The 25,575-nt window shown below is 68.6% G+C and carries 20 protein-coding genes, 1 tRNA gene and 1 rRNA gene; 5 read left to right on the top strand and 17 right to left on the bottom strand.

The window, feature by feature from the left end:
- The 11 genes from LBC97_09540 to rho form a co-directional block, all read right to left on the bottom strand.
- Positions 1 to 71 (bottom strand): 16S ribosomal RNA (locus LBC97_09540); the annotation flags it as partial.
- 319 nt (positions 72 to 390) lie between these two features.
- Entirely contained in the window at positions 391 to 3,246 is a 2,856-nt protein-coding gene (gene gcvP, locus LBC97_09545; protein ID MDR2566276.1) for an aminomethyl-transferring glycine dehydrogenase, read from the bottom strand.
- The gene (gcvH, locus tag LBC97_09550; protein MDR2566277.1) at positions 3,246 to 3,629 is read right to left on the bottom strand and encodes a glycine cleavage system protein GcvH; all 384 of its coding nucleotides are present in this window, start codon (positions 3,627 to 3,629) and stop codon (positions 3,246 to 3,248) included. The genes gcvP and gcvH overlap by 1 nt, the downstream gene beginning before the upstream one ends.
- On the bottom strand, positions 3,626 to 4,801 hold the full coding sequence (gene gcvT / locus LBC97_09555; GenBank protein MDR2566278.1) for a glycine cleavage system aminomethyltransferase GcvT: 1,176 nt from the start codon (positions 4,799 to 4,801) through the stop codon (positions 3,626 to 3,628). The genes gcvH and gcvT overlap by 4 nt, the downstream gene beginning before the upstream one ends.
- 70 nt (positions 4,802 to 4,871) lie before the next feature.
- Positions 4,872 to 6,146: a tyrosine--tRNA ligase gene (gene tyrS / locus LBC97_09560; GenBank protein ID MDR2566279.1), complete on the bottom strand. Its 1,275-nt coding sequence runs from the start codon at positions 6,144 to 6,146 to the stop codon at positions 4,872 to 4,874.
- 60 nt (positions 6,147 to 6,206) lie between these two features.
- Positions 6,207 to 7,007 carry a sulfite exporter TauE/SafE family protein gene (locus LBC97_09565; GenBank protein ID MDR2566280.1) on the bottom strand — a complete coding sequence of 267 codons (801 nt, stop codon included), beginning with the start codon at positions 7,005 to 7,007 and terminating at the stop codon, positions 6,207 to 6,209.
- A 52-nt stretch (positions 7,008 to 7,059) separates the two neighbouring features.
- A complete protein-coding gene (locus LBC97_09570; protein MDR2566281.1) occupies positions 7,060 to 7,569 on the bottom strand; it encodes a hypothetical protein in 510 nt (169 codons plus the stop codon).
- Complete coding sequence (gene argH, locus LBC97_09575) at positions 7,551 to 8,969, bottom strand: argininosuccinate lyase (protein MDR2566282.1); 1,419 nt, start codon at positions 8,967 to 8,969, stop codon at positions 7,551 to 7,553. Before argH ends, LBC97_09570 begins: the two co-directional genes overlap by 19 nt.
- Before the next feature lie 208 nt (positions 8,970 to 9,177).
- Positions 9,178 to 10,269, bottom strand: a complete 1,092-nt coding sequence (prfA, locus tag LBC97_09580; GenBank protein MDR2566283.1) for a peptide chain release factor 1 — start codon at positions 10,267 to 10,269, stop codon at positions 9,178 to 9,180.
- Positions 10,270 to 10,285: 16 nt separating this feature from the next.
- Positions 10,286 to 10,510: a 50S ribosomal protein L31 gene (gene rpmE / locus LBC97_09585; GenBank protein MDR2566284.1), complete on the bottom strand. Its 225-nt coding sequence runs from the start codon at positions 10,508 to 10,510 to the stop codon at positions 10,286 to 10,288.
- Between the two features lie 153 nt (positions 10,511 to 10,663).
- Positions 10,664 to 12,511 (bottom strand): transcription termination factor Rho, encoded by a 1,848-nt coding sequence (gene rho / locus LBC97_09590; GenBank protein MDR2566285.1) that lies wholly within the window; start codon positions 12,509 to 12,511, stop codon positions 10,664 to 10,666.
- A gap of 248 nt (positions 12,512 to 12,759) precedes the next feature.
- On the opposite strand from rho, the gene LBC97_09595 reads away from it, so the two are divergent.
- Complete coding sequence (locus LBC97_09595) at positions 12,760 to 15,456, top strand: transglutaminase-like domain-containing protein (GenBank protein ID MDR2566286.1); 2,697 nt, start codon at positions 12,760 to 12,762, stop codon at positions 15,454 to 15,456.
- Between the two features lie 9 nt (positions 15,457 to 15,465).
- Here LBC97_09595 and LBC97_09600 read toward each other — a convergent pair whose 3' ends face one another.
- From LBC97_09600 to argS, 5 genes are all read right to left on the bottom strand, one after another.
- Positions 15,466 to 16,197, bottom strand: coding sequence for an HAD-IA family hydrolase (locus LBC97_09600; GenBank protein MDR2566287.1), 732 nt, complete (start codon positions 16,195 to 16,197; stop codon positions 15,466 to 15,468).
- 34 nt (positions 16,198 to 16,231) lie between these two features.
- Entirely contained in the window at positions 16,232 to 17,122 is an 891-nt protein-coding gene (gene thrB, locus LBC97_09605) for a homoserine kinase (protein MDR2566288.1), read from the bottom strand.
- Between the two features lie 5 nt (positions 17,123 to 17,127).
- Complete coding sequence (locus LBC97_09610) at positions 17,128 to 18,435, bottom strand: homoserine dehydrogenase (protein MDR2566289.1); 1,308 nt, start codon at positions 18,433 to 18,435, stop codon at positions 17,128 to 17,130.
- 99 nt (positions 18,436 to 18,534) lie between these two features.
- Positions 18,535 to 19,950, bottom strand: coding sequence for a diaminopimelate decarboxylase (lysA, locus tag LBC97_09615; protein ID MDR2566290.1), 1,416 nt, complete (start codon positions 19,948 to 19,950; stop codon positions 18,535 to 18,537).
- Positions 19,951 to 19,952: 2 nt separating this feature from the next.
- Positions 19,953 to 21,614 carry an arginine--tRNA ligase gene (gene argS / locus LBC97_09620; GenBank protein MDR2566291.1) on the bottom strand — a complete coding sequence of 554 codons (1,662 nt, stop codon included), beginning with the start codon at positions 21,612 to 21,614 and terminating at the stop codon, positions 19,953 to 19,955.
- A 56-nt stretch (positions 21,615 to 21,670) separates the two neighbouring features.
- Here argS and LBC97_09625 point away from each other — a divergent pair, with 56 nt between their 5' ends.
- Both LBC97_09625 and LBC97_09630 read left to right on the top strand, forming a co-directional pair.
- On the top strand, positions 21,671 to 22,345 hold the full coding sequence (locus tag LBC97_09625) for a FadR family transcriptional regulator (GenBank protein ID MDR2566292.1): 675 nt from the start codon (positions 21,671 to 21,673) through the stop codon (positions 22,343 to 22,345).
- Positions 22,346 to 22,966: 621 nt separating this feature from the next.
- Positions 22,967 to 23,042 (top strand) — tRNA-Arg (locus LBC97_09630).
- 336 nt (positions 23,043 to 23,378) lie between these two features.
- On the opposite strand, the gene LBC97_09635 is transcribed toward LBC97_09630, so the two are convergent.
- A complete protein-coding gene (locus tag LBC97_09635; GenBank protein ID MDR2566293.1) occupies positions 23,379 to 23,609 on the bottom strand; it encodes a hypothetical protein in 231 nt (76 codons plus the stop codon).
- Between the two features lie 131 nt (positions 23,610 to 23,740).
- On the opposite strand from LBC97_09635, the gene LBC97_09640 reads away from it, so the two are divergent.
- Together LBC97_09640 and LBC97_09645 are read left to right on the top strand one after the other, a co-directional pair.
- Positions 23,741 to 24,154, top strand: coding sequence for a hypothetical protein (locus tag LBC97_09640; protein MDR2566294.1), 414 nt, complete (start codon positions 23,741 to 23,743; stop codon positions 24,152 to 24,154).
- 378 nt (positions 24,155 to 24,532) lie between these two features.
- Complete coding sequence (locus LBC97_09645) at positions 24,533 to 25,069, top strand: DUF4352 domain-containing protein (protein MDR2566295.1); 537 nt, start codon at positions 24,533 to 24,535, stop codon at positions 25,067 to 25,069.
- The last annotated feature ends 506 nt before the right edge of the window (positions 25,070 to 25,575 follow it).

The following is a 25,575-nucleotide window of genomic DNA, read 5'->3' on the forward strand; positions in this document are numbered from 1 at the left end:
CATCGTTCGACTTGCATGTGTTAAGCACGCCGCCAGCGTTCGTCCTGAGCCAGGATCAAACTCTCCATCAAAAAACAGAAAACAAAACCCCGACCAAACAAAAAATGTCCAACCGGTCCCAAAAACAAACCGGCGTCAACACAATCCACAAACACGCTATTGAGATAACAAACAACAAACCCGCCCCGACCTTCGCGGCAGACAGCTCTAGCCGCTGTTGGAGTCAGATTTGGCCCGCCGACAGGCGGCGAACCTGGACTACATTACACACTCCTCCCGAGGCGGTCAAATCAGGCTTGCGGTCCGCCCACCAGACGCGAAACCGCAGGTCACAGGCCCTCTGGCGGGCCTCGCGACCCGCCTTCAGACCCGACCGCGAGGGACCCCGGCTCAGGGCAGCTTCAACACCAGGTGGCGGTCTCCGTAGGAGGCGTCCACCCGGCCGACCGGGGGCCAGTATTTTCCGCCCGCAGTTCCCGCCGGATAGGCGCCCAGGGACCTGGGGTATGGCTCGGCCCAGGCCTCGTCCAGCAAAGCCGAGGCGGTGTGCGGGGCGTTCCGCAGGGGCGAGCGCTCCGCCGGCCATTCCCCGTCCGCAATTCGGCCGGCCTCCGCCGCGATAGCCGCCATCGCGTCGCAGAAGCGGTCCAACTCCGCCAGCGTCTCCGATTCGGTGGGCTCCACCATCAGCGTGCCCGCCACCGGGAAGGACATGGTGGGGGCGTGGAAGCCGAAATCCATCAGCCGCTTCGCCACGTCATCCACCGTCGCACCCGTGCGGCGGGTGAACTCGCGCAGATCGAGCAGGCATTCGTGCGCCACATACCCGCCGGGGCCGCGATACAGCACCGGGAAGGCCCCCTCAAGGCGTTGGGCCACATAGTTGGCCGCCAGGACCGCGCCGTCGGTGGCCGCCACCAGCCCGCGCGCGCCCATCAACTGGATGTACGCCCAAGAAATGGAGAGCACCAGGGCCGAACCGAAAGGCGCGGCCGAGACGGCACCGCTTTTCGAGGGTAGACCGCCGAACGGGTGGCCCGGCAGGTAGGGGGCCAAGTGCCGCCGCGCCGCCACCGGCCCCACGCCCGGCCCGCCGCCGCCGTGCGGGATGGCGAACGTCTTGTGGAGGTTTAGATGGGACACGTCCCCGCCGAAATGCCCCGCCTTCGCCCAGCCCACCAGTGCGTTGAAATTGGCGCCGTCAATGTAGACCTGCGCGCCCGCCTCATGCGCCGCCGCGCACAAGTCCCGCACCCCCGCCTCGTAGACCCCGTGCGTGGACGGGTAGGTCAGCATCAAAGCGCCGACCTTGCCCGCATGCTCCGCCAGTTTGGCGCGCAAGTCCGCCAGCGACACGTTCCCGCCGGGGTCCACGCCCACCGGCACCACCTGGTAGCCGGCCAGCGCCGCCGACGCGGCGTTGGTGCCGTGGGCGCTGGTGGGGATCAGGCAGACCGTCCGCTCCGGGTCGCCCCGGTCCAGGTGGTAGCGCCGGATCGCCAAGAGGCCGGCCAGTTCGCCTTGCGAGCCCGCATTGGGTTGGAGCGACAGCGCCTCATAGCCCGTGAGTTCGAGCAGCGCCGCGCCCAACTCGGCCATTAGCTGGACCGACCCGGCCGCGTCCCCCAAAGGCTGGAAGGGATGCAGGTCCGCGAACTCGGGCCAGGTCAGTCCCGCCAACTCGGTCGCGGCGTTGAGTTTCATGGTGCAGGACCCGAGCGGGATCATCCCCCGGTCCATCGCGTAATCCTTGTCCGCCAGCGACTTCAGGTACCGCGTCAGCCCCAGTTCGGTGCGGTGCCCGTGAAAGACCTCCTGCGTCATGAACTCTCCGCGCCGGTCCAGTCCGCCGAAATCGGGCGGCGCCCCGGCATCCCCGCCGCCAGGCCCCACGGCGGAGGGATCTCCCCCGAACGCCTCGACGACACAGTCCAAATCCTGAGGCGTGGTGGCCTCGTCGGTCGAAAGATAAACCGTGTCCGCGTCGTGAAGCCACAGCTTCAGGCCCGCCTTGTCGGCCGCCTGGACAACCTGCCGGGCGCGGCCCGGAACCACAACCGCCAGCGTGTCGAACAAGGGGCCGGACCGCACTTCCACGCCGACGATGCCGTCCAGCCGCTCGCGCAGCGCCCTCGCCTGGGCGTTCACCCGGCTCGCGATTCGGCGCAGCCCGTCCGGGCCGTGCCAGACCGCGTACGCGGCGGCCATCACCGCGAGGAGCACCTGCGCGGTGCAGACATTGGACGTGGCTTTGTCGCGGCGGATGTGCTGTTCGCGGGTGACCAGGGCGAGGCGCAGGGCCGGGTCGCCGTGGGAGTCGCGCGTCAGCCCGACCAGACGGCCCGGCAGTTGGCGGACCAAGTCCTCGCGGACGGACAGGTAGGCGGCGTGCGGGCCGCCGAAGCCCATGGGCACGCCGAAACGCTGGGTCGAGCCGACGGCGATGTCCGCGCCCGCCTCGCCCGGCGGTTGGACCAGGGCCAGCATCAACGGGTCGGCTCCCACCGCGAGCAGCGCCCCCGCCTCGTGGGCCAAGGCCGCCGGCCCCGCCAGGTCGATCAGGCGGCCGGAGGCGCCCTGGTACTGGACGTACAGTCCGGCGGCGCCTTCCAGCGCCGCCGCGTCGGGCGCCTCCGGGTCGAAGTCAACCAGTTCGATCCCAAGCGGCTCCGCCCTGGTCTCAAGGACGGCCCGGACCTGGGGAAACACATCCACGTCCACCGCGAAGCGACGCTTTGCCCCGCGCGCCGCCCGGTGGCAGAGGGTCATCGCCTCGGCCGCGGCCGTGGCCTCGTCCAACAGGGAGGCGTTCGCCACCGGCAAACCCGTCAGCTCCGCGATCATGGTCTGAAAGACGAAGAGCGCCTCTAACCGACCCTGCGAGATCTCCGGCTGGTACGGAGTGTAAGCCGTGTACCAGGACGGGTTCTCCATGATCAAGCGGCGGATCACCGAAGGCGTGACCGTGCGGTAATAGCCCAGCCCGATCATCGAACGGCCGGGGTTGTTCAGGGCGGCCAACTCCGCCAACCGCTCGAGGACCTCGGCCTCCGACTTGGGCGCCGGCAAGTCCGGCGGATCGGCCCTGAGGTCGCCGGGCAGCGCCCGGTCCATGATGCGCTCGGCGGGGTCCAAACCCAAAGCGCGGCGGATGGCGGCGCCTGCGGCGGTGGCGACGGCATCGGCGGCAATGGCGGCGTCAGCCGGGGCGAAGCCAAGGTGGCGCTGAGCGAACTCCTCCGCCACTAGTGGGCGTCCTCAACCGTCAACGGGGCGTAGGCGTCGCAGTCCAGAAGGTCGCCCTGGGCGGTCGGGGCGACTTCGAACAGCCAACCTTCGCCGTAGGGGTCCTCGTTCACCAGCTCGGGGGCGCTCAGGACGGCCTCGTTGACGGCTGTGACCTGGCCGGACACCGGGGCGAACAGCGGCGAGACGGACTTGGTCGACTCGATCTCGCCGCATTCCGCGCCCGCCGAAACCGGATCGCCCACTGCGGGCAGGCTCAGGAACACCACGTCACCCAGCGACTGGGCGGCGAATTCGGTCACGCCCACGCGGGCCGTGGGGCCGCCGGGGTCGCGGACCCATTCGTGGTCGGCGGTGAAAAACAGGTCGGCGGGGATCGTCATGGTTGGCTCCTTGGTGTGCTGCGGGTAGTCGGTGGGTTTGCGCGCTTGGGACCCGTGGCGGCGCTGCCGCCACCAACCCCTGCCGCGTTTCTGGTATAGAACGGGAGGCTCGTCACCTCGTAAGGCGCGAGCTGGCCCCGGACGTCGATCTGGACCGGCGTGCCGGGAGCCGGCTCCGCTCCCTCGATGAAGGCTAGCGCGATTGGGCGGCCAAGGGTGGGCGACAACGCCCCCGACGTGACCCGTCCCCGGACCTGGCCGTCGATCAGGACTTGGTAGCCGGCCCTGGCCGCGCGGCGGCCCTCGCCCGCCAAACCGACCAGATGCTTGGTGGCCTGCCTTTGGCGAAGGGCCGCTTTGCCGACGTAGTCGCCCTGTTTGTCCCGCACGAACGCCCCCTGGCCGCCCTCAATCGGCGTGGTCTGGCGGTCCAGTTCGTGGCCGTACAAAGGCATGCCCGCCTCCAGGCGCAACGTGTCACGGGCCGCCAGGCCCGCTCTGACCAGGCCGAACGGTTCGCCCGCCCGGAGCAGTTCGTCCCACAGTTGGCGGGCCGCGCCCTGGCTGATAGAGATTTCGAAGCCGTTCTCGCCGGTGTAACCGGTGCGGGCCAGCACGACCTCGTGGCCGTTGAAAGTGGTCTCGGCCGCCCGGTAATAACCCAAATCGTTTGCCGCTTCGAAGCCCGCCGCCCTGAGGATTTCAAGGGCCTTGGGCCCCTGCACGGCGATCAGGGCCCTGTCCAGGGTGAAGTCGGTCAGCGTGGCTTCAAAACCGCGCAGCCTGGCCGCCAGCGCGTCCACCACCGGCTCGCGGTTGGAGGCGTTGGCGACCACGAAGAACCGGCCGCCGGCCAGCCGATAAACGATCAAATCGTCGATCACGCCGCCGTCCTGGGCCAAGATCATTGAGTACGAGGCCCGGCCCAGCGGCATTTGGGAATGGCCGCCCATCAGGGCGTAGTCAAGCGCCTCGCCCGCCTGCGGCCCGGCCACCTCCAGCTGGGCCATGTGCGACAGGTCGAACAGCCCCGCGGCCTGGCGGACGGCCTGGTGTTCCGCCAACTCCGAGCCGAAGCGGAGCGGCAGCTCCCAACCCCCGAACTCGGTGAACTTGGCGCCGGCCGCGCGGTGCTCCGGATCTAGCGGTGACTTTCTCGGTTCGCTTGACACCTGACAAAGGTATCAACGCCGCGCGGCCTTCCCGGCGCCGCCCCGCTCCGGACTCGCCGCCGGGCGGCGGTCAGGCGACTCGTTCGGCCACCGCCAGGGTCTTGCGGCCCCGCCGCAGCAGGGCGTAGCGGCCGTGGAGGAAGTCCTCCGGTGTCAGCACCGCGTCCGGGTCCGTCACCTTGGCGTTGTTGACGTAGACGCCGCCGGACGCCAGGGTCCGCCGGGCCGCGCCCTTCGACTTTTCCACGCCCGATGCCGCCAACGCGTCCACCACCGTCACCTCGCCATCCGCCGGGGTCACCTTGGCGGTCGGAAGCTCGGCCACGGCGCTCGCCAACGTGTCCGCGTCAAGGTCCTGAAGCGAGCCGGCGCCGAAAAGCGCCCGGGCGGCATGGTCGGCTTGGCGGGCCGCGTGCTCCCCGTGCACCAGAACCGTGACGTCCCAGGCCAGGGCCTTTTGGGCGGCACGGTCCTGCGGGCGTTCGGCCGTCGCAGCCGCCAACTCGTCGATCTCCTCCGGCGAGCGGAACGTGAAGACCTTGAGGTAGCCGGGCGCGTCCGCGTCCGCCTGGCCCAGCCAGAATTGGTGGAACGCGTAGGGCGTGGTCATGGCCGGGTCCAGCCAAACCGTGCCGGACTCCGTTTTGCCGAACTTGGTGCCGTCCGCCTTGGTGATCAGGGGCGTGGTGAAAGCGTGGACGGTTTTCCCGTCCGCCTTGTGGATCAGTTCGACCCCGCCCAGCAGGTTGCCCCACTGGTCGTTGCCGCCGGTCTGCAGCGTGCAACCGTAGCGGCGGCTGAGCTCCAAGAAGTCCATGCCCTGCAGCACCTGGTAGGAGAACTCCGTGAAGGAGATGCCCTGTTCGGAGGCCAGGCGGCGGGCGACCGTCTCCTTCGCCAGCATGGTGGAGAGGCGGAAATGCTGGCCCACGCCGCGCAGGAAGTCGATCGCGCCGAGGCCGGCGGTCCAGTCCAGGTTGTTGACCATGCGGGCTTTGAACGCCCCATCGAAGTCCAACAGCGGAGCGATCTGGCGCCGGATGCGCTCAACCCATCCCGCCACCAAATCGGGGTCGTTGAGCGTGCGCTCGCCAGTCATCTTCGGGTCGCCGATCAGGCCCGTCGCGCCGCCGACCAGCGCCAACGGGTAGTGCCCGGCCTGCTGTATGCGCGCCAGCGTCAGAATCTGGACCAGGTTGCCGATGTGCAGCGACGGCGCCGACGGGTCAAAACCGCAGTAATAGGTGACCGGGCCCGCCTCAAAGTGACGTTTGAGGGCCGCTTGATCGGTCGACTGGGAAATCAGCCCGCGCCAGGCCAGGGCATCGAAGAGGGATTCAGACACGCGCACTATTGTCCCCCATGGCGCCGCCGGCCCCGGTCAGGCCGATCCGAGGGCCGCCGGTCAGCGGCGCTGGGCCCTCGCGGCGCGCAGCGACAATTGGACGGCGGTCACCACCAGGAGGGCCGCGAACATCAGGTTGCCCGCGCGCGGCGGGACGAGGAAGGCCAGGGCGCTCCCGCCGAACGAGGTCGCGGCCGCCGTCAAACCGGTGGCCAGGGCGGGGCGCCAGGCGACCAGGCCGCTTTTGCGGTTGGTGGCCGAACCGGAGATCGCCGAGGGGATCATCACCGCCAGCGACGTGCCGCGCGCCGCCAGGTCGCCGAATCCGAAGACCGCCATCAGCGCGGGGACCGCGATCACCCCGCCGCCGATGCCGAACAGGCCCGCCGCGAGCCCCATCACCAGCCCCAGCGTGGCCAGCCCCAGCCAAGCCGCCGCGCCCATGGCGCCGGCCTGGGCACGCTGGGGTTGGAAGAACACCATGGCGACGGCGGTGGCGGCGATCAAGGCGACGAACGCCCAGTTCAGCGCCGCCAACTTGACGACCCTGAGGAACCTGGCCCCAGCCCACGCCCCCGCCATGCCGCCCGCCGCGACCACCGCGGCGGGGATGAGCTCAAGATGGCCTCTCACGCCATACGTGGCCGCGCCGACAATCGCGGTCGGGATGATCGCCGCCAACGAAGTGGCCGAGGCGCGGCGTTGGTCCAACCGGCCCAGCCAGATCAGCAACGGCACCATCACGATCCCGCCGCCCAGTCCGAACATGCCGCTGAGCAATCCCCCGATTGCCCCGGCCGCCCCGAACCGCCAAACCGGCGCGGGCGGCGGCTCGTCTGTTCCGGAGGTGCGGCTGGTCACCCGCCGATTCTACGGAACAGGCCGGGCCCAAGGCCGCCCCTGGGCCGCAGGATCACCGGGATGGGGTGGACCCCGCCCAGCTCAGGCGGAGATCGGCGCGGGCGGCGGTTTGCTCACGGGCGAAGTGGGCGGCCGTCGCCCGCTCCCAATCATCAAGCAGCGCGGCCTCCCAGCCGCCGTCGCGCGCGAGGACGCGGGCGTGGCGGGCGGCCAAGGGCGCGTCCATCCAGATGACGACCGGCTCGTGGCGGTCGGCGGCCCGCGGCGCGCAGCCGCAGCCCTCCACGACCAGGCATGGGCCCGCCGGGACGGTCAGCAGCGCGCCGGTCGGCGCGCCGGCCGCCCAATCGTAGGCGTTGAACTGGGCCGGCCGGCCGGCCAGCCACGGGTGCAGAACCAGTCGCTCCAGGCGCTCGAATCCCGTGTCCAGGCCGGACCAGCCCAGATAGAGGTCGTCCAAGTGGACCAGCGGCGCGGCCAGGCCCGCCGCCAGGCCTTCGGCGAATGTGGTCTTGCCGGCCCCGGCGGGGCCGTCCACCAGGATCAGGCGGCGTCCGCCCACCGGCGCAACCCCTCGGCCGCCGCCAGGGCGGCGTTCAACTGTTCCCGCACGGATTCGGGGGCCGTGCCCCCCAGGCCGTTGCGGGCCGCCAGCGAGCCTTCGACCGTCAAGACCTCGCGCACGTCCGGCGTCAGCCTGGGGTCGATCCCCTCCAACTGGTCGACCGTCAACTCCCAGAGCTCCTTGCCCTCGGATTCGGCCACCTTGACGGCGCGCCCCGCCACGGTGTGCGCCTCCCGGAACGGCGTGCCGCGCTTGACCATCCATTCGGCCAGGTCGGTCGCCAACGCGTGGCCGCGCGGCGCTAGCTCCGCCAGGCGGTCCACGTTGAACTCCAGCGTCCCGACCAGCCCCGACATGGCCGGGAGGAGGAGCGAAAGGGTGTCGGCGGCATCGAACACCGGCTCTTTGTCCTCTTGCAGATCCCGGTTGTAGGCGAGCGGCAGCCCCTTCAAAGTGGCCAGCAGCCCGGTCAAGTCCCCAATCAGGCGTCCGGCCTTGCCCCTGGCCAACTCCGCGATGTCCGGGTTCTTCTTCTGCGGCATGATGCTGGACCCGGTGGCGAACGAGTCATGCAGGGTGACGTACCCGAACTCGGCCGTGGACCAGATCACGATCTCCTCGGCCAGGCGCGACAAGTTGACGCCGATCAGCGCCGCGATGAAGGAGAACTCGGCCACCACGTCGCGCGAGGCGGTCGCGTCGATCGAGTTCTCGGTCGGCTCTCCCAGGCCGAGGTGGCGGGCCACCAGCGCGGGGTCAAGGCCCAAGGTCGAACCGGCCAGCGCGCCGGCCCCGTACGGCGAGCGCCTGGCCCGGCGGTCCCATTCCCGCAGCCGTTCGGCGTCCCGCAGCAGCGGCCAGACGTGCGCCAAAAGGTGGTGCGCCAAAAGCACCGGCTGGGCGTGCTGCATGTGGGTGCGCCCCGGCATGGCCGCGCCCGGATGGGCGGCGGCCTGACCCGCCAGCGCGTCCACCACGTCAAGCAAACCGCCGACGATGCCGCGCGCCTGCTCCCGCAGCCACATCCGGATCAGCGTGGCGATTTGGTCGTTCCGCGAACGCCCGGCCCGCAGTTTGCCGCCCAATTCCGGGCCCGCCAACTCCACCAGGCGCCGTTCCAGGGCGGAATGGACGTCCTCGTCCTCGGCGGCGGGCGCGAAGGAGCCCAGGCGCACCTCCTCCGCGAGTTCGTCCAGCGCCACCTTCATGTCGTGGAGTTCCGAATCGGTCAGCAATCCGGCCTGCCTAAGGGCTTCGGCGTGGGCCGCCGACCCGGCGATGTCCACCTCGGCCAAACGCCAGTCGAAGTGGGTCGAACGGGAAAGGGCCACGAGTTCGGGCGAGGGCCCGGCCGCGAACCGGCCGCCCCAAAGCCCAGCGGGTTGGTCTTTGGTCACGCGGCCACGATACCCGCCGCCACCACCTCGCTAGTCCAACGCAGTCCGGCTCTCATGACCAGGGATGTGTATACAACATTGCCGTGGACCTGATTCTTCGACGGCTCTGCCATGATTCCCTGGCGGGTCTACGAGAAAACCGCCACCCGGCACGGGTTGACGTCGACCAGGCCCACCAGGCGCCTGGGAGTATCCGCACAAGACAGTCTCAATTGTCGGGGCGGTCCGCCGTCAGGCGCGCCGCCGAGTCGGCCGCGATAGCCGACTCGATCACCGGCTCGAGGTCCCCGTCCAGCACCTGGTCCAGGTTGTAGGCCTTAAAGCCGGTCCGGTGGTCGGCGATCCGGTTCTCCGGGAAGTTGTAGGTGCGGATGCGCTCCGAGCGGTCCACGGTGCGGACCTGAGAGCGCCGCGCGTCCGCCGCTGCCGCCGCCGCCTCCTCCGCCCGCATGGCCAACAGGCGCGCCCGCAGAATCCTGAGGGCCTGCTCCTTGTTTTGCAGCTGCGACTTTTCGTTTTGGCAGCTAACCACCACGCCGGTGGGCAGGTGGGTGATGCGCACCGCGCTGTCCGTCGTGTTGACGGACTGACCGCCCGGACCGGAGGACCGGAACACGTCCACCCGCAATTCGTTCGGGTCGATCTCCACCTCCGCCGGATCGTCCGCCTCCGGCATGACCAGCACGCCCGCGGCCGAAGTGTGGATGCGGCCCTGCGACTCCGTCACCGGGACGCGCTGAACCCGGTGCACGCCGCCCTCGTATTTCAAGTGCGCCCAAACGCCGTCCTGCGGCTCCGGGTTGCCCCGCGCCTTGATCGCCAGGGACATGTCCTTGACGCCGCCGAGTTCCGTCCCGTTGAGATCCAGCACCTCGACCGTCCAACCCTGACGCTCCGCGTAACGCTGATACATCCTGAACAAGTCGCCGGCGAACAGCGCCGACTCCTCGCCGCCCGCCCCGGCCTTGATCTCCATGATCACGTCGCGGGCGTCGTCCGGGTCGCGTGGCGCGAGCAGCTCCGACAAGCGTTCGGCCGCCGCCTGACGAGCCCCCGCCAAAACGGGGAGCTCCTCGGCGAAGGCCTGGTCGGCATCGGACAACTCGCGGGCGGCCGCCAAGTCCGCGTCCGCCGCCTCCAACTCGCGGAAAGCCCTGACGATCTGCGACACGTGGGCGTAACGCCGACCAACGGACCGGGCCCGGCCCGCCGAAGCGTGCAAAGCCGGGTCCGACAATTGGGCCGTCAAGTCCTCAAACTCCGCGATCAGCGGAGCGACAGCCCCACTCAGGTCAGCCATTGGCCCACCCGCCCAACTACTTCGAGGCTCCGGCCTTCCGCTTGCCGTAGCGCGCCTCGAAGCGGGCGACCCGGCCACCGGTGTCCAGAATCTTCTGCTTGCCGGTGTAGAACGGGTGGCAGGCCGAGCAGACGTCGGCGTTGATGACGCCGGACTTCTTGGTCGAACGGGTTGTGAAAGTGTTGCCGCAGGTGCAGGTCACCGTGGTCTCCACGTACTGCGGGTGAATGTCCTTCTTCATGGGTTGTCTCCTAACGCAAGCGCCGGGTCGCCACCCCCTGTTGGGGCGGCGTGAACCGGCACGCCCAAAGTATTCTGCCAGAACGTTCCGTCCGGCGTGGTTATTCCGGTTTGGCGCGCGATGCCGTCCGGCGCCGCGCGCTTGGTGGCCCGGTCAGTGGAGATCCGGCGTGGTCTTGTTGACCTGCAGCAAGAACTCCGCGTTGGACTGGGTCTTGCGCATCCGCTCCAGCAGCAGTTCAATGCCTTGCTGCTGGTCCAGCGCGCCCAGGACCCGGCGCAGCTTCCAGTTGATCTTCAACTCCTCCGAGCCCATCAGCCACTCCTCGCGGCGGGTGCCGGAGGAATTGGCGTCGATGGCCGGGAAGATGCGCTTCTCCGACAGCCCGCGGGACAGGCGCAACTCCATGTTGCCGGTGCCCTTGAACTCCTCGAAGATGACCTCGTCCATCTTGGAGCCGGTCTCCACCAGCGCGGTCGCCAGAATGGTCAGCGAGCCGCCGCCCTCAATGTTGCGGGCCGCGCCGAAGAACTTCTTCGGCGGGTAGAGCGCGGACGAGTCGACGCCGCCGGACAGGATGCGGCCGGAGGCCGGCGCCGCCAGGTTGTAGGCGCGGCCCAGGCGGGTGATGCCGTCCAGCAAGATGACCACGTCGTGGCCCAGTTCGACCAGGCGCTTGGCCCGTTCGATGGCGAGCTCCGCCACGATGGTGTGATCCGATGGCGGGCGGTCGAAAGTCGAGGAGATGACCTCGCCCTTGACGGAGCGCTCGAAATCGGTCACTTCCTCCGGCCGTTCGTCCACCAGGACCACCATCAGGTGGACCTCCGGGTTGTTGACCGCGATCGCGTTGGCGATGGCCTGCATGATCATGGTCTTGCCCGCCTTGGGGGGCGACACGATCAAGCCGCGCTGGCCCTTGCCGATGGGGCTGATCAAATCGATCACGCGGGTGGTCAAGTTCTCCGGCTGGGTCTCCAGCTTCAAGCGCTCCTGCGGGTACAGGGGCGTCAGGCTGGCGAACTCGGGCCGTTTGCGGGCCTCGTCCGGGCTCATGCCGTTGACCGAGTCGAGCCGGACCAACGCCTTGAACTTCTGTTGACGGCCTTGCGACTCGCCGTCGCGGGGCTGACGCACCGCGCCCACAATCGCGTCGCCCTCGCGCAGAGCCGCCTTGCGGACCTGGCCCAGCGAAACGTAGACGTCGTTGTTGCCCGGCAGGTAGCCGGAGGTGCGCACAAAGGCGTAGTTGTCCATGACGTCCAAGATCCCGGCCACCGGAATGAGCACGTCGTCATCGCGGAGTTCCACCTCTTCGAGCGAGGCGACGTCGCGCTGGCGTTGCTTGCGGTCCCGGTAGCGGTCCCGGCGGCCGCGGCGGCGGCCGGACCGGTCGTCGTCTTCGGCGTAGCTGCGCTGCTGGTTCTGACGGTCGCCGCCCTGGCGATCGTTGTTGCCCTGGCGGTCGTTGTTGCCCTGGCGGTCTCCGCGCTCATGATTGGCCGGAGCCGATTCGGACCTGCGGTCCCGTTCCGACCCGGCGGCCTTGGCTTCAGCCGGGGCGTTCGGAGACCCTCCGGTCGGCGCGCCTGCCGGCGCGCCCGCGCGGCGGCCCCGGCGGCGGCCAGTCGCCTCAAGGTCTGCTTTGACCAGGTTGACAGCCTCCGCCGCGCGGGCGGCCCTGTCGTCACGCGACTGGTCGGGCGGAGCTTTCCGGCCCTGGCCGGGGTCCTGCTCCGGCGGCGCCGGGGCGGTTTCAGGCCGGTTCGGCGCCGCAGATGGCGGCGCCGCGGCAGCGGGCGCTCCCCCAGTCGATGGTTTGGTCCCCGCGCGCGGCGTTCGAGCGGCCGGGGCTGATTGTGTGGCTTTAGAGCCTCCGATGGCGGCGATCAGATCGGCCTTGCGCATCCGAGAGGTACCTTTGATACCCATCGATCCGGCTAAGGACTGCAACTCGGCCAATCTGAGCGAGCCAAGGGGCTTGTCGGTTGTGGTTGTCACTAATGAACCTTTGTCTATTGGATAGCGGATCCGCGGGCACGCACAACTGCGCTGCCAGTTCGGACCCAGGATTAAGCGGCCCGCGCCGTTCAATTCATCGACGGCGGCCTGCACGCTCGCAAAATATGTTAGCACCATTCGCTGGCAAGGTCGGATGACACGCTGCCATTGGACCGCGAAGCGAGCCAGCCGCGCCGGGCGCCCGCGGGGCGGAGCCACAGATTCGGCTCCGTGATAGCTTGATCCGCGTGGTAGAGAGCACCCCCGAACTCCCAGAAAACTTCCCGACCGGCACCAATCCCCCAAGCGCGAACGGCCCGTACGGCGCCGGAGCCTATCCGCCCTTCCCAGACCAGCAGACGTATCCGCCGGCTTATCCGACCGGCCAGCCGCAGGGCTACCCGGCAGGCCAGCCGCAGGGCTACCCGCCGGGCTATCCGCCAGCCCAGCCGCAGGGCTATCCGCCGCCTGGGCCGCAGAGCTACCCGGCCGGGTATCCGCCAGCCCCGCCGCAGGGTTATCCGGCCGGCCGGCCGCAAGGCCCCCCGCAGGGGTACCCGCCCAGTTATTCGCAAGCTCAGCCGCAGGGATATCCGCCGGGGCCGCCTGCGGGGAAGCCCAAGTCCGGGAGCAAAAGGCCCGGCCGCAAGCGAGCCTGGCCAAAGGTTCTGATTGCCGCCGGGGTGGCGGCGGTGCTCGCGACCGGAGGGATTGTCTACCTCAAGGTCTGGCGGCCAAACCCAACCGCCGGCCCGTCCGCTTCGCCCGCAGGCGCCGAGGACCAGCTAATCGACCCCGCCTACCTGGAGGGTCTGCCGTACGACTTCGACGAGCCCAAGGTCATCAAGCCCACCGACGAGTTCGAAATCAAGTTCGACAAGGACGTGGACGTGGACACCTTGGCCGATCAGATCTTCGAGGAGAAGTTCCGGGTCGAGGGCGACCCGTTGCTGGATTCGCGTGGGCCCATGGATTACCGGGGCTTGGTCGAGATCTACCTCGACCCGCAACTGACCACCGTCGCGCGGGCCGACTTCTTCGGCGGACTGTATGGAGACACCCTCAGCCTGTCACCGCTGCCGGTGATCGCCTACCAGGCGAGCACCGCGTTGGGCGACAGCTTCCAGGTGTCCGAAGAGCCGACGTGGCAGGAGTCCGACGTGCTGTGGGTCGCCCAGTATTACGACAAGGCAGGAGCGGAGCTAGACAGGCCGCGAGTCACCCCGTTGATAGTGGACCGCGAAGGCCTTCCCATGGCGAGCCCGGTCGAATCCTTCAACTACAGCCTGGCCGCCAACGGCGGGATCGATTTCTCCTGGGCCCCGGTCGAAGGCGCAGACGGCTACCTGGTGATGGTCCGAAAAGACGGCGTCCGCACGGTGCGGGACGACAAGATGGGCGAACCCAATCCGGAGCCCATGTACACCGTCGCCGCACTGTCCACGACCACCCACGCCAACACCGTGGACGACGCCACGGAGGACAGCGCGCTCTCCGCTTTCGGCCTGGACCAAAACGAGGTCTTTTGGATCGCCCCGATCAGCGAAGACGACATCGCCCAGAACCGCTCGATGGTTGACGGCGAATACGCGGGGATGGTCGACTACACAGACGACTTCGACCTGGCTTACAACGCGAAGCAGATGGTCGGCATTGTCGCCTACGGCAAAGGCGACTCGGTGCTCAGCGTCCCCCGGTGGCAGCGACTGGACGCGCTGTGGAGCCAACTGCCGATGGCGCTCACCTGGCAGGCGTGGCAGGAACACCGCCAGGCCTGCAAGGATCTGCCGACGTTTTCGGAGCAGGCGGTGTGCTTTTCCACTCTGCCCGTGACCATGGCAGACGGCCACACCGCCATGGCGCCCGCCAGGTTCGCTGTGGACACCGCCAGGGTGGAACCCTCGGGCGCAATAGTCGACAGCGTCAAAATCAACTTCGACGCGTTGAGGGTCGAGGTAAAACTGGCCCAGGGCGTGATCACGGACGAGGTCAGTTTCAGGGACCCGCCCGCCGACTGGGAACGGCAACTTCAGGAAGCCGCCGCGCTCGCGGCCCGCGCAGGCCCGCCAGCCGGGCTCGCCGCGAGCTTCTCCTACGCCGAAACGGATTGGGAAGAGCTTCTGAAGAACGCGAAAGAACCCTCTTCCGAGTTGCCGGACGTGCCTTATCCGGTCTCCGGCTCCTCCGACTACGTCAAATTCGTGGCCGCCAATCTGATGGCGGGCAACTTTGTGCTAGACATCACCAAGTTTGACGACGGCCGCGTGGGCACGCCGACCTTCCAAGACGTGGTCGAGGAGGCCGTCGCCCAGAATCCCTACATCATTGGGAACCGGGGCGACGGCCGGGTGGTCAAAGAGGGGAACCGGACGCTTGGATACGCCTACGTTGAGCACGACCCGGACGCCGAAATGCGCCAGGAAAAGCAACAGGCGATCGCCGACCAGGTCGCGGAGGCGATCGACGAGGTCATCACGGACGGCATGTCGGACCGGGACAAGGCCATGGCCCTGAACAAATGGTTGGCGGGCCATGCCAAATACGACTACGACGCGCTGGCGCTCATCGAGGAGACGGATGACCTAGTCGCGAGCTTGGCGTTGTTCGTCGACTACCCCAACAACCAAAACGCCTATGGGGTGCTGGTGGAGGGCAAGGGGGTCTGCGCCAGCTACGCGCAAGGCTACAAGGCGCTCGCCGACGCCGCCGGCCTTCAAGCGGTGGTGGTCACGGGCGTGGTCTTGGACAGCGGCAGCCGTCACGCTTGGAACAAGGTCTTCATGGACGGCAAGTGGCAAGCGGTGGACCCGACCTGGAATGACGACCCGAACGACTCAGGCGAGGAGCTGAGCAAGTACTTCGGGGTCACCGACGATTCCTTGGGACGGACGCTCGACAACGACTGGCTGGTCGACTCGAAGATCGCGGAGCACGCCGCCGTCTAGCGCCGGCGCCTACAACAGGGCGCGCAGGTCGTCGATCACTACAGTGGCCCCGGCCGCGCGCAGCGCTTGGGCGCCGACCCCTCGGTCCACGCCCACCACCAGGCCGAAGGTGCCCGCCCGGCCCGCCTCGACGCCGGAAATGGCGTCCTCCACCACGGCGGCGGCGCCGGCCGGGACGCCAAAGTGACGCGCCGCGTACAAGAAAGTCTCCGGGGAGGGCTTGCCCGCCAGATGCCGGCGGGCCGCCAGAACGCCGTCGACGATCAGGCCGAAACGGCCGGCCAGCCCGGCCGCCTGAAGCACCGGAACCGCGTTCTTCGAAGAAGACACGACCGCAAGCCGTTTGCCCGCCGCCGCGAGCGCGTCCAGCACTTCCACGGTGCCCGGATACGGGTCCACGCCGCCCTCGGCCAGCAGGCGCGCGAATTCGGCGTTCTTGCGGTTGCCGAGCGCGCCGACCGAGCCGTCTCCCGGCGGATCGGAAATCGAGCCGAACGGCAAACGGACGCCCCGCGACTCCAGCACGGAGGCGACGCCCTCGAAGCGCGGCTTGCCGTCGATGTACCGGAAATAGTCGTCATCCGAGTACGGGGCGAAAACGGTACCGTCCCCGTTTTTGGGGTCTTCTAGGAACGGGCCGATCGTGGCCGCCCACGCCCGGCGGTGCAGATCCGCGGTCGGAGTCAGCACGCCGTCCAGGTCGAACAAGAACGCGTCAATCCCAGGCCACAATTCGCGCATGCGCACATTTCCCCTCAACTTGTTAAGCCAGACTTCAGTCGACGCGAGCCACGCTGCCGCCTTGGGCGGCGATCGCCAAACGCTGGAAGCGCCAACCGCTCGGCTCCGGCACCTGGTCCGGGTCGGTCGTCAACACCAACACCGCCGGCCCCGCGCCGGAGATGACCGCCGCGAAGCCCTCCCGGCGCAAGTCCGCCACCAGGTGGGTGGTCGCGGGCATGACCTCCGCCCGGTACGGCTCATGCAACCGGTCCTCAGTCGCGTCGAACAGCAGCGACGGGTCGGACGCCAGCGCGTGCACCAGCAGGGCGGCGCGGGAGACGTTAAACGCCGCGTCCACATGCGGCACCCGCACCGGCAGCGCGGAGCGCGCCACCGCCGTCGCCACCACGCCGTCCGGGATCAGCGCGACCGCCGAAATGGCCGGATCAATCTGCAAGGGTGCCGCTTTTGGCTGCTTCCCCGCCATCCACGCGACCGTGGCGCCCCCGAAGACCGCCGGCGCGGCGTTGTCCGGGTGGCCCTCATAGCCGGCGGTGAACTGGAACACTCGCCCGGCGTTCAAAACGGACGGGTTGGCGATCAGCCCGCGCGCGATCAGCGCCCCCGCCGCGACCGCCGCCGCCGACGAGCCCAACCCCTTGCCCTGCGGAATGCGGTTGAAGCAGTTCAGCTCCAGATTGACGGGCGGCGCGCCCACCGCCTCCAGCGCGCGGTGCGCGGAGCGCAACACCAAATGCGACTCGTCCTCCGGCAACACGCCGGCGCCTTCCCCGTGCACCGTCACATGTGACGGGCCCGCGCCGGCGCGCGCCTCAATCTGGTCCCACAACTCCAGGGCCAGCCCCAGCGAATCGAACCCCGATCCCAGATTTGCGCTGGTGGCGGGCACTTTCACCACCACGTGATCGGCCGCGAAACGCATCGCCGCTATTCCCCTTCGACCCGCAGCACACCCGCCACCTGCTCCACGGCGTCGAGTCCCGCCACCGCCGCCACCGTTTTCTGCAGCGCCCCCTCACGGGCCTGGTGGGTGACCACCGTCAGGTCCGCCAGCCCCCTGCCGTGCGAGCCGGGCGTCTGCCGGACCGCCTCGATCGAGACGTCCTCGCCCGCGATCACCTTGGAAACGGCCGCAAGCACCCCCGGTTGGTCCTTGACCACCAACCGGATTTGGAACCTGGTCAGGGCCTCCGAGACCGGCAAAGCGGGCAGGCGGAGATAGGTCGACTCGCCCGGCCCGCGCGTGCCCGCCACCTTGTGGCGCGCCACGGTCACCAAGTCGCCCACCACCGCCGATGCCGTGGGGCGGCCCCCAGCCCCCCGCCCGTAGAACATCAACTCGCCCGCAGCCTCGGCCTCCACGTAGATGGCGTTGAAAGCGCCCCGCACCGACGCCAGCGGGTGCGAGGCGGGCACCAGCGCGGGATGCACCCGCGCGATCACCCCTTGCGACCCGCGCCGCTCGACAATGGCCAACAGCTTGATGACATGGCCGGTGGCGGCCGCTGCGGCGACGTCGGCGGCGGTGACGCGGGCGATGCCCTCCCGGTAGACGTCATCGGCGGAAATACGGGTGTGGAACGCCAAGGAGGCCAAAATGGCGGCTTTCGAGGCGGCATCGTACCCCTCGACGTCTGCGGTCGGGTCGGCTTCGGCGTAACCCAATTCCTGGGCCTGGCGGACCACGTCGGCCAAGTCCAGACCCTCCGTGGTCATCCGGTCCAAGACGTAGTTGGTGGTCCCGTTGACAATGCCCAGGATCCGGGTGATCGTGTCGCCCGCCAGCGACTCGCGGATCGGCCGCAAGATCGGGATGGCGCCGCCCACCGCGGCCTCGAAGTAGAGGTCCACGCCGGCTTGTTCGGCGGCATCGTAAAGCTCGGGGCCGTGCGAGGCCAACAGGGCCTTGTTCGCCGTCACCACCGAGGCGCCCGACTCGAAAGCCGCCAAAATGGCGGAGCGGGCGGGTTCGATCCCGCCCAGCAACTCGACCACCACGTCGGCCTGGCGGGCCAGGGCGACCGGGTCCTCGGTCAGCAGCGCCGGGTCCAGACCGGCCGCCCCCGGGGGCAGCGGCACGGCCTTCTCCTTGACCGCCACGCCGACCAACTCCAGCGGCGCGCCCACGCGCGAGCGCAGGTCGGGGGCCGAACCGAGGAGCAGCCGAACCACTTCGCTGCCAACGGTGCCGCAGCCGAGCACGGCGATCTTGATGGGACGGAAAGCTTGGCTCACTGGGACTCCTTGCCGGTGCGGGTGAACGGTGTTTGGACCGATGGGATTGTTTGGTGCTAATGCGAGCTTATTACCTGCGCGGGCGCCGCCCGGCGCGGCCTAGGCGTAGAGGTCGCGGGCCAACAGGTCCTCCATTGACTCGCGGCGGACCAACACGGTCAACAGGCCGTCCCGCACGGCGGCGATGGGCGGGCGCGGGATCGCGTTGTAATTGGAGGACATCGAGTGGCAGTAGGCGCCCGTGACCGGGACCGCCAACAGGTCGCCGGCGGCGATGTCGGCCGGCAGGTATTCGTCCTTGACCACTATGTCCCCCGACTCGCAGTGCTTCCCGACCACCCTCGCCAGGCGCGGGGACGCCGTCGAATAGCGGGAGGCCAGCGTGGCGGAATAGTCCGCGCCGTACAGGGCGGTGCGGATGTTGTCGCTCATCCCCCCGTCGACCGACACGTAAAGCCTGGTGAAACCGCCGTCAAGCAAGACGGGTTTGACGGTGCCGACCGTGTACAGCGTGACGCCGGCGGGCGCCGCGATGGCCCGGCCCGGCTCCACCGTCACGTGCGGGGTGGCCACGCCCTCGGCGCGGCACTCGCGTTCCAGGTGGGCAGCCATGTTGGCGGCGATGGTCGCCGGGTCCAGCGGGTCGTGGCCGGTGGTGTAGGCCACGCCGAACCCGCCGCCCAAACCCAATTCGGGGAGGGTCAGGCCGTGCTCCCGTTCGACGCGCGCGGTCAGGCGGGCCATCCGGCCCATGGTCAACTGGAACGCCTCCGTGTCGAAGATCTGCGACCCGATGTGGGTGTGGAAGCCCCTGAAGTTCAGGTTCGGCTGGGCGGCCAGCCTTGCCGCGCCCTCCTCCGCCGAGCCGTCCGCCACCGACAAGCCGAACTTCTGGTCCTCGTGGGAGGTGGCGATGTACTCATGCGTGTGGGCCTCGATCCCGATGGAGCACCGCAGCATCACGTCTGGTTCGTGTCCCTGGGCCGCCGCCAGGCGGGCCACCTGGTCGATCTCCGCCAAAGAGTCGATCACGATCAGGTCGACCCCCACCCCCATGGCGAATTCCAGTTCCGCGTCCGATTTGTTCGAGCCGTGGAAGGTGACCTGCTGGGGGGCTATGCCGCCGCGCAGGACGATGTCCAACTCGCCCCCGGAGCACACGTCCACCGCTAGCCCGTCCTCGGCCAGCCAGCGGGCTATTCCCACTGTGATCAGCGCCTTCGCGGCGTAATGGACGCGCGCGCCGGCGAGGGGGGCGAAGGCCTGGCCGAACGCGTCGGCGAAGCCCTTGGCGCGGGCGCGGAAATCCTCCTCGTCGATCACGTAGGCGGGGGTGCCGACCTGGGCGGCGATCTCCTGGACCGTCAGGCCGCCGATTCGGAGCACGCCGTCCTTGTCTTTGAGGGCGTTTCCCGGCCAGATCGGCTGCAAGAGGGCGTTGACGTCCTGGGGCACCTCCAACCAGGCCGGCGCCCGCCCCTGGGCGTGCAGCGAGCCGGCTTCATGCGTCGACATGGTCACATCCTCTCCGGGGCGGTCACGCCCAGCAGCCCCAGGCCGCTGGCCAAGACCTGGCCGGTCGCGTCATTCAGCCACAGCCTTGTGCGGTGGACGTCCGTGATCGGCTCATCCGCGAACGGGATGACCCGGCGCTGGTCGTACCACTTGTGATACGCGCTGGCGAGCGCCTCCAGGTAGCGAGCCACACGGTGCGGCTCGCGCAACTGGGCGGCCTGCGCCACGACCTCCGGGAACTGGGCCAACTGGCCCAGCAGGACCGCCTCCGATTCGTGGTCCAGGGTTTCCGGGGCGAAGCCGTCCGCCCTGGCGACCCCCGCCTGGGCCGCGTTGCGGCCAACCGAACAGGTCCGCGCGTGGGCGTATTGGACGTAGTAGACGGGGTTCTCATTGGATTGCGACGCCCACAGGCCCAAGTCGATCTCCAACGACGAGTCGATCGACGAGCGCACCAGCGCGTAACGCGCCGCGTCCACCCCCACCGCGTCCGTCAAGTCCTCAAGGGTCACCACCGTGCCCGCCCGCTTCGACATCTTGACCGGCTGGCCGTCCTTGACCAGGAAGACCAGTTGGCCGATCAACACCTCGACCCGGTCCGGGTCGTCCCCCAAGGCCGCCGCCGCCGCTTTCAGCCTGGCGATGTAGCCGTGGTGGTCCGCCCCCAACAGGTAGACCGCCCGGTCCGCCCCGCGGCCCCGCTTGTTCTTGAAATAGGCGATGTCGCCCGCTATGTAGGCCGCCTGGCCGTCCGATTTGATGACCACCCGGTCCTTGTCGTCGCCGTAGTCGCTGGACGCCAGCCACCACGCGCCGTCGCTTTCGTAAAGCCGGCCGTTCTGTTTGAGTTGCCCGATCACGTCCGCGACCTCACCCGAGTCATGCAGCGACTGTTCGTGGAAGTAGACGTCGAAGTCCACGCCGAAACCGTGCAAGGTCCGCTTGATCTCTTCGAACATGGCCTCGACGCCGTCCGCGCGGAAGCCCTCCAACTGCTCCTCGCTTGGCCTGCGCGTGATGTCCGGTTCGTGTTTCACAATCGCCTGGGCGATGTCCTCGATGTACTGGCCGCCATACCCGTCCTCGGGTGTCGGCTCGCCGTGGGCCGCCGCCATCAGGGAACGCGCGAACCGGTCGATCTGCGCGCCGTGGTCGTTGAAGTAGTACTCGCGGACAACCTTGGCGCCCTGGGCCTCCATGACCCTCGCGATCGAATCCCCCACCGCCGCCCAGCGGGCGCCCGCCAAATGCAGGGGGCCGGTCGGATTGGCGGAGACGAACTCCAGGTTGACGGTTTCACCCTTCAGGGCCGCCGCCCGGCCGTACTCGCTCCCCGCCTCCACGATCTCTTTGGCCAGCGCGCCGGCGGCGGCTTTCGCCAAGGTGATGTTTATGAAACCGGGGCCGGCCACGTCGACTGAGGCGACGGCATCGTGCGCGGAAATGTATTTCGCCAAAACGGCGGCGAACTCCCTGGGGGGCAGGCCCGCGCGCTTGGCCAGCTGCAACGCCACATTGGTCGACCAGTCGCCGTGTTCGCGCTGGCGGGGGCGCTCGACCCTGACCTGGTCGGGTAGCGCGGCGGGGTCCAGCGGCAACGCGGCCTGGGCCACGGCTTGCCTCAAGGCCAGGCCCAGGGCCTGGGAAAGCTCTGCGGGAGTCACCGGGCAATGCTACTAGGGCCGCCGGCGTGCCTGGATTGGTGTGTTTGGATTGGAGGGTGTCGGAGCAGCCGCCGGAACGCCGGATCGGACTGATCGACCAGGTCGCCGAGGACATGCGCGAACAGATCGTGTCCGGGGCCTGGCCGGTCGGCACCCGCATACCCACCGAGCCGGAGTTGGCCGCGCTGGCCGGGACCGGGCGCAACACCGTGCGCGAGGCGGTGCAGGCGCTGGTCCACGCCGGGTTGCTGGAACGCCGCCAGGGGTCCGGGACGTACGTGATCTCCGCCTCGGAGCTGCCAACCGTGATGGAGCGGCAATTCGCGTGCGCGTCCCAAAGGGACGTGCTGGAGGTGCGCCAGGCCCTGGAGATCGTGGCGGCCTCGCTGGCGGCGCGGCGGCGGACGCCTGAACAGGTCGAAAACTTGCGCTCGTTGCTTCGCGCCCGTTCTGCGGCGGTGGCTGAGCACGACCTGGATTTGATGGTGGAGACGGACATGCGCCTGCACCGGTTCATCGCGGAGATCGCGGGGAACCCCGTGTTGGCGGAGCTTTACGCCACGGTGTTGGGGGCGGTCGCGGACAACGTGCGCTACAACTTCGAGCGCCTGGGGTCGCGCGGCGACTCCCACTTGGGCCTGGTGGAGGCCATCGCCTCCGGCGACCCGGCGCGGGCCGGCCGGGAGATCGAGGCGTACTTGGCGCAGATGGCGGAGCCGGATTCGGACTGATTTGTGGTTGGCGGACTGCGCTGGCGGCGGGACCCGGATAGAGAATTACGCTCTATGCTTCGGGGCCGACGGAATCTTACATTCGGCGGCCCGTGCCAGATGGAATCCTACGTTCGGCGCCGAATGTCGTTTTTTATCTGGTCCGCGCCGCCGAATGTAAGTTCCTGTCTGGCGCGGGGCGCCGAGAGTAGGTTCTTGTCTTTGAGCAATTCCCGTATTCCCTGGTCGCGGGATTGGAGCTCGGTTCGAGACAGATGAAATCCTACATTCACGCGCTGGGTCCAGATAAGGACGTACACTCGGCGCCCCAGGCCAGATGGAATCCTACATTCGCCGCCGAATGTCGTTCCCTATCTGATCCAGGCCGCCGAATGTGAGTTCCTGTCTGGCGGGGGCCACTCCCCGCGATGGCCGCCCCGCTGCCGAAACGGCGGCCGCGCCGACAACCGCCAAGAACTTCTTCGCTGCCTTTCCCCCGGGCTTATCCGGTCGCGGTCTTGGGGCGTCAACTCACCTGATCGCCGGGCTTTACTCATCGGCGCATGAATGACCTGCCCCAGGCTTGCCGATGTGGACCGGACGGGGCGCTGGTACAGTAGGTGGCCGGCCCAAGCTGGCCGCGCCCTCGTAGCTCAGGGGATAGAGCGTCCGCCTCCGGAGCGGAAGGTCGCAGGTTCGAATCCTGTCGAGGGCACCAGGTCGGCGCTTCGGACGCCGGCGCGAGGCAGTCATGGCGCGGCCCGCCCCTATTCACTGCAGACGGGTGGGTAGTAGTGCCCAGGTTTTGGCGCGCGCGGGCAGTGGGTTGGATAGCGTGACGGCATTGGTCCACAGCCGGGCCGCCCAGCCAAACAAAATAGGGGCCTCAGATGTTCGCAGACAGGTCCGCCAACTGTTCTTTGCGCCGGAGTCTTGCCGGGGTCGCCGCGCTGCCGCTCGCCTTAGCCGGGCCGATGCTCGCCGCCCCGGCCGCCAGCGCCGAGATCGTGTAACCGTCGGCCTGCGATGCCGACGCCGAATGCCCCGAACCCGTCTACACCGTTGTGTCCGACCAGACTTTGGCCGAGCCGCTCGAACTGTCGGCGGACGCCACCTTGGAGGTGAGCCCCGGAGCGACGTTGACGTTGGAACCGGGCGCCCAGATCACCGGCGGTGCCGGGATAGTCAACCAGGGCGCCATCGTTGTCCAAGGCGACTTCGACTTGGCCCAAGACTTGGACAACGAGGGAACCTTGGCGGTCGGCGACGGCGCCAACCTGGTCAAGACCGGGAACCAATTGGAAAACCTCGGACTGATCGAAGTCGGCCCCGCCGGGACCCTGACCCTGCGCGAAACGGGCATCCGTAACACCGGCCAAGTCGTCAACCGGGGAACGGTCAGGTTCGGCGGAGTGTATGACGCCTACTTGGATCACAGCCAACCGACCGAGCGGCGACGATTTTGTGAACGACGGCTCGGTCGACAACCGCGCCGGACACATCTACCTGACGTGGTCGCGCGTCAACGGCCTAGGCTCCTGGCTCGGGGCCGACGAGCACGCCCCGCTGTTCCAAGTCACAGTTTCGGCTGGCCGCCGGACCGCGGACAACGACTTTGTCGCTTTCCCGGAATGCCGCCCCGACCTCACGAACCAGTCTGAACTTGGCGAAGGGGCCTCACACAACCTGGTTGACGGCAAGGCCTCGCTGTTCGCGTACCAAGGGTTCGAGCCTCCTCGCGCGCTGGATGACCCGGATTGCGCAAGTTCGGCACCGCCGACCAGCGCCCCGCCGTCGGAACCCCAATTCGCCCGACACCCCCCGGCTTGAGCCCTCTCAGGCGCGGTCCCCCGCCCAGCCCAAAAGCCTCCCCCAAACGCCAGCATGGTCACCAACGCCCCCCAACACGGTGGCTCTTTTGTTCCGGGATTCGACTATTTGGGTTCTGCCCGCACTATCATCGTGCTTCATGACTCTCAACCCCGGGCCGTTCTCCGGATCGCATCCGCAGATGCCCCCCCCCCCGCTGGATTTAGCCAATTCGGCCAACCTCTGAACCAGCCGTTCCCCCAACAGCCTTACCCGCAACAGCCGTTCCCCCAACAGCCGTTCCCCCAGCAGCCGTTCCCGCAATCGCCCGGTCAATTCCCCGCCCAACCAGGGTTCGCCCCTCCAGGCCCGCCCCTTCCTCCCCCGCCAAGGCGCACGGTGCTAAGGCGCTGGTGGTTTTGGGCCATTGTTGGCGTGGTGGTCGTGGCGGCGGGATACTCCTTCGCCACGGACCCCAGCCCTGACGGGAATTCCGCTGCCAGCCGCAGCACACCCGCGCAGGGCAGCGGAAAGCAAGAGTCGGCCGCGCCCGCCATAGGCGTGCCAGTCGTTGACGACGGCCTCCAGTTCGTTGTCAACTCGGTGGCCTGCAGCACCGAGCCTATGACCGACGACACCTGGGCGCCGCTCGAACCAAACGGCCAGTTCTGCAAAGTCAACGTGTCGGTCACGGCGCTGACAAACATCGGCATGTACCTGGGCGACATCACCATCACAACGGCGCAGGTCAGCGGTGAGATCGAACCGGCCATCGGCGCGATGATGTACGAGGGGACCCTTAACGCAGATTACATCAGCAACGGGCAGACCCTCACGGGCGACGTGGTATTCGACATCGCCGTCGATGATTCTGTCGAGACCGTGGTGCTCAAGAAGACCGCCCTGTCGGACGGCATTTCAGTGCCGACCCGGTGATCGCCGGCGCTGGTCGGCGACCGCCCCAGCGTGAAGTGTCGCGGTGAGCCCGCACCAGCCAGCTAGCCGATAGACGATGATCCCACGTGCGCCAGTTCGGCCGAGACTATCCGTGTCGCCGGGGCGGCCGTCTGGCGCCGCGCGAGCCGCGGCTGCAGCCTGGCGAGAGGTAGCCGGTCAAGTCGCCAGGAATAGGTACCGTCCCCGTTTTGGGTGCCCCTCCCTCAGTTCGCGGCGCGCTGGTGGCCGGCGAAACCGCCGCGTTGGATTGACTGCGCCTCGAATTCGTCCGAGTCCTCCGGACCGCCTTGGCCCATGCCCGGACACGGGGAGGCGTCTTGATCGAACTCCGGCGCCCCGCCGCCGGAACCCCAATTCGCCCGACCGCCCCCCCCCCGGCCCGGCTTGAGCCCTCTCAGGCGCGGTTCCCCGCTCAGCCCAAAACCCTCCCCCAAAAGCCAGTATGGCCACCAACGCCCCCCAACACGGTGGTCAACACGCCCACC

This window comes from Bifidobacteriaceae bacterium, from assembly GCA_031281585.1.
GTDB lineage: Bacteria > Actinomycetota > Actinomycetes > Actinomycetales > WQXJ01 > JAIRTF01.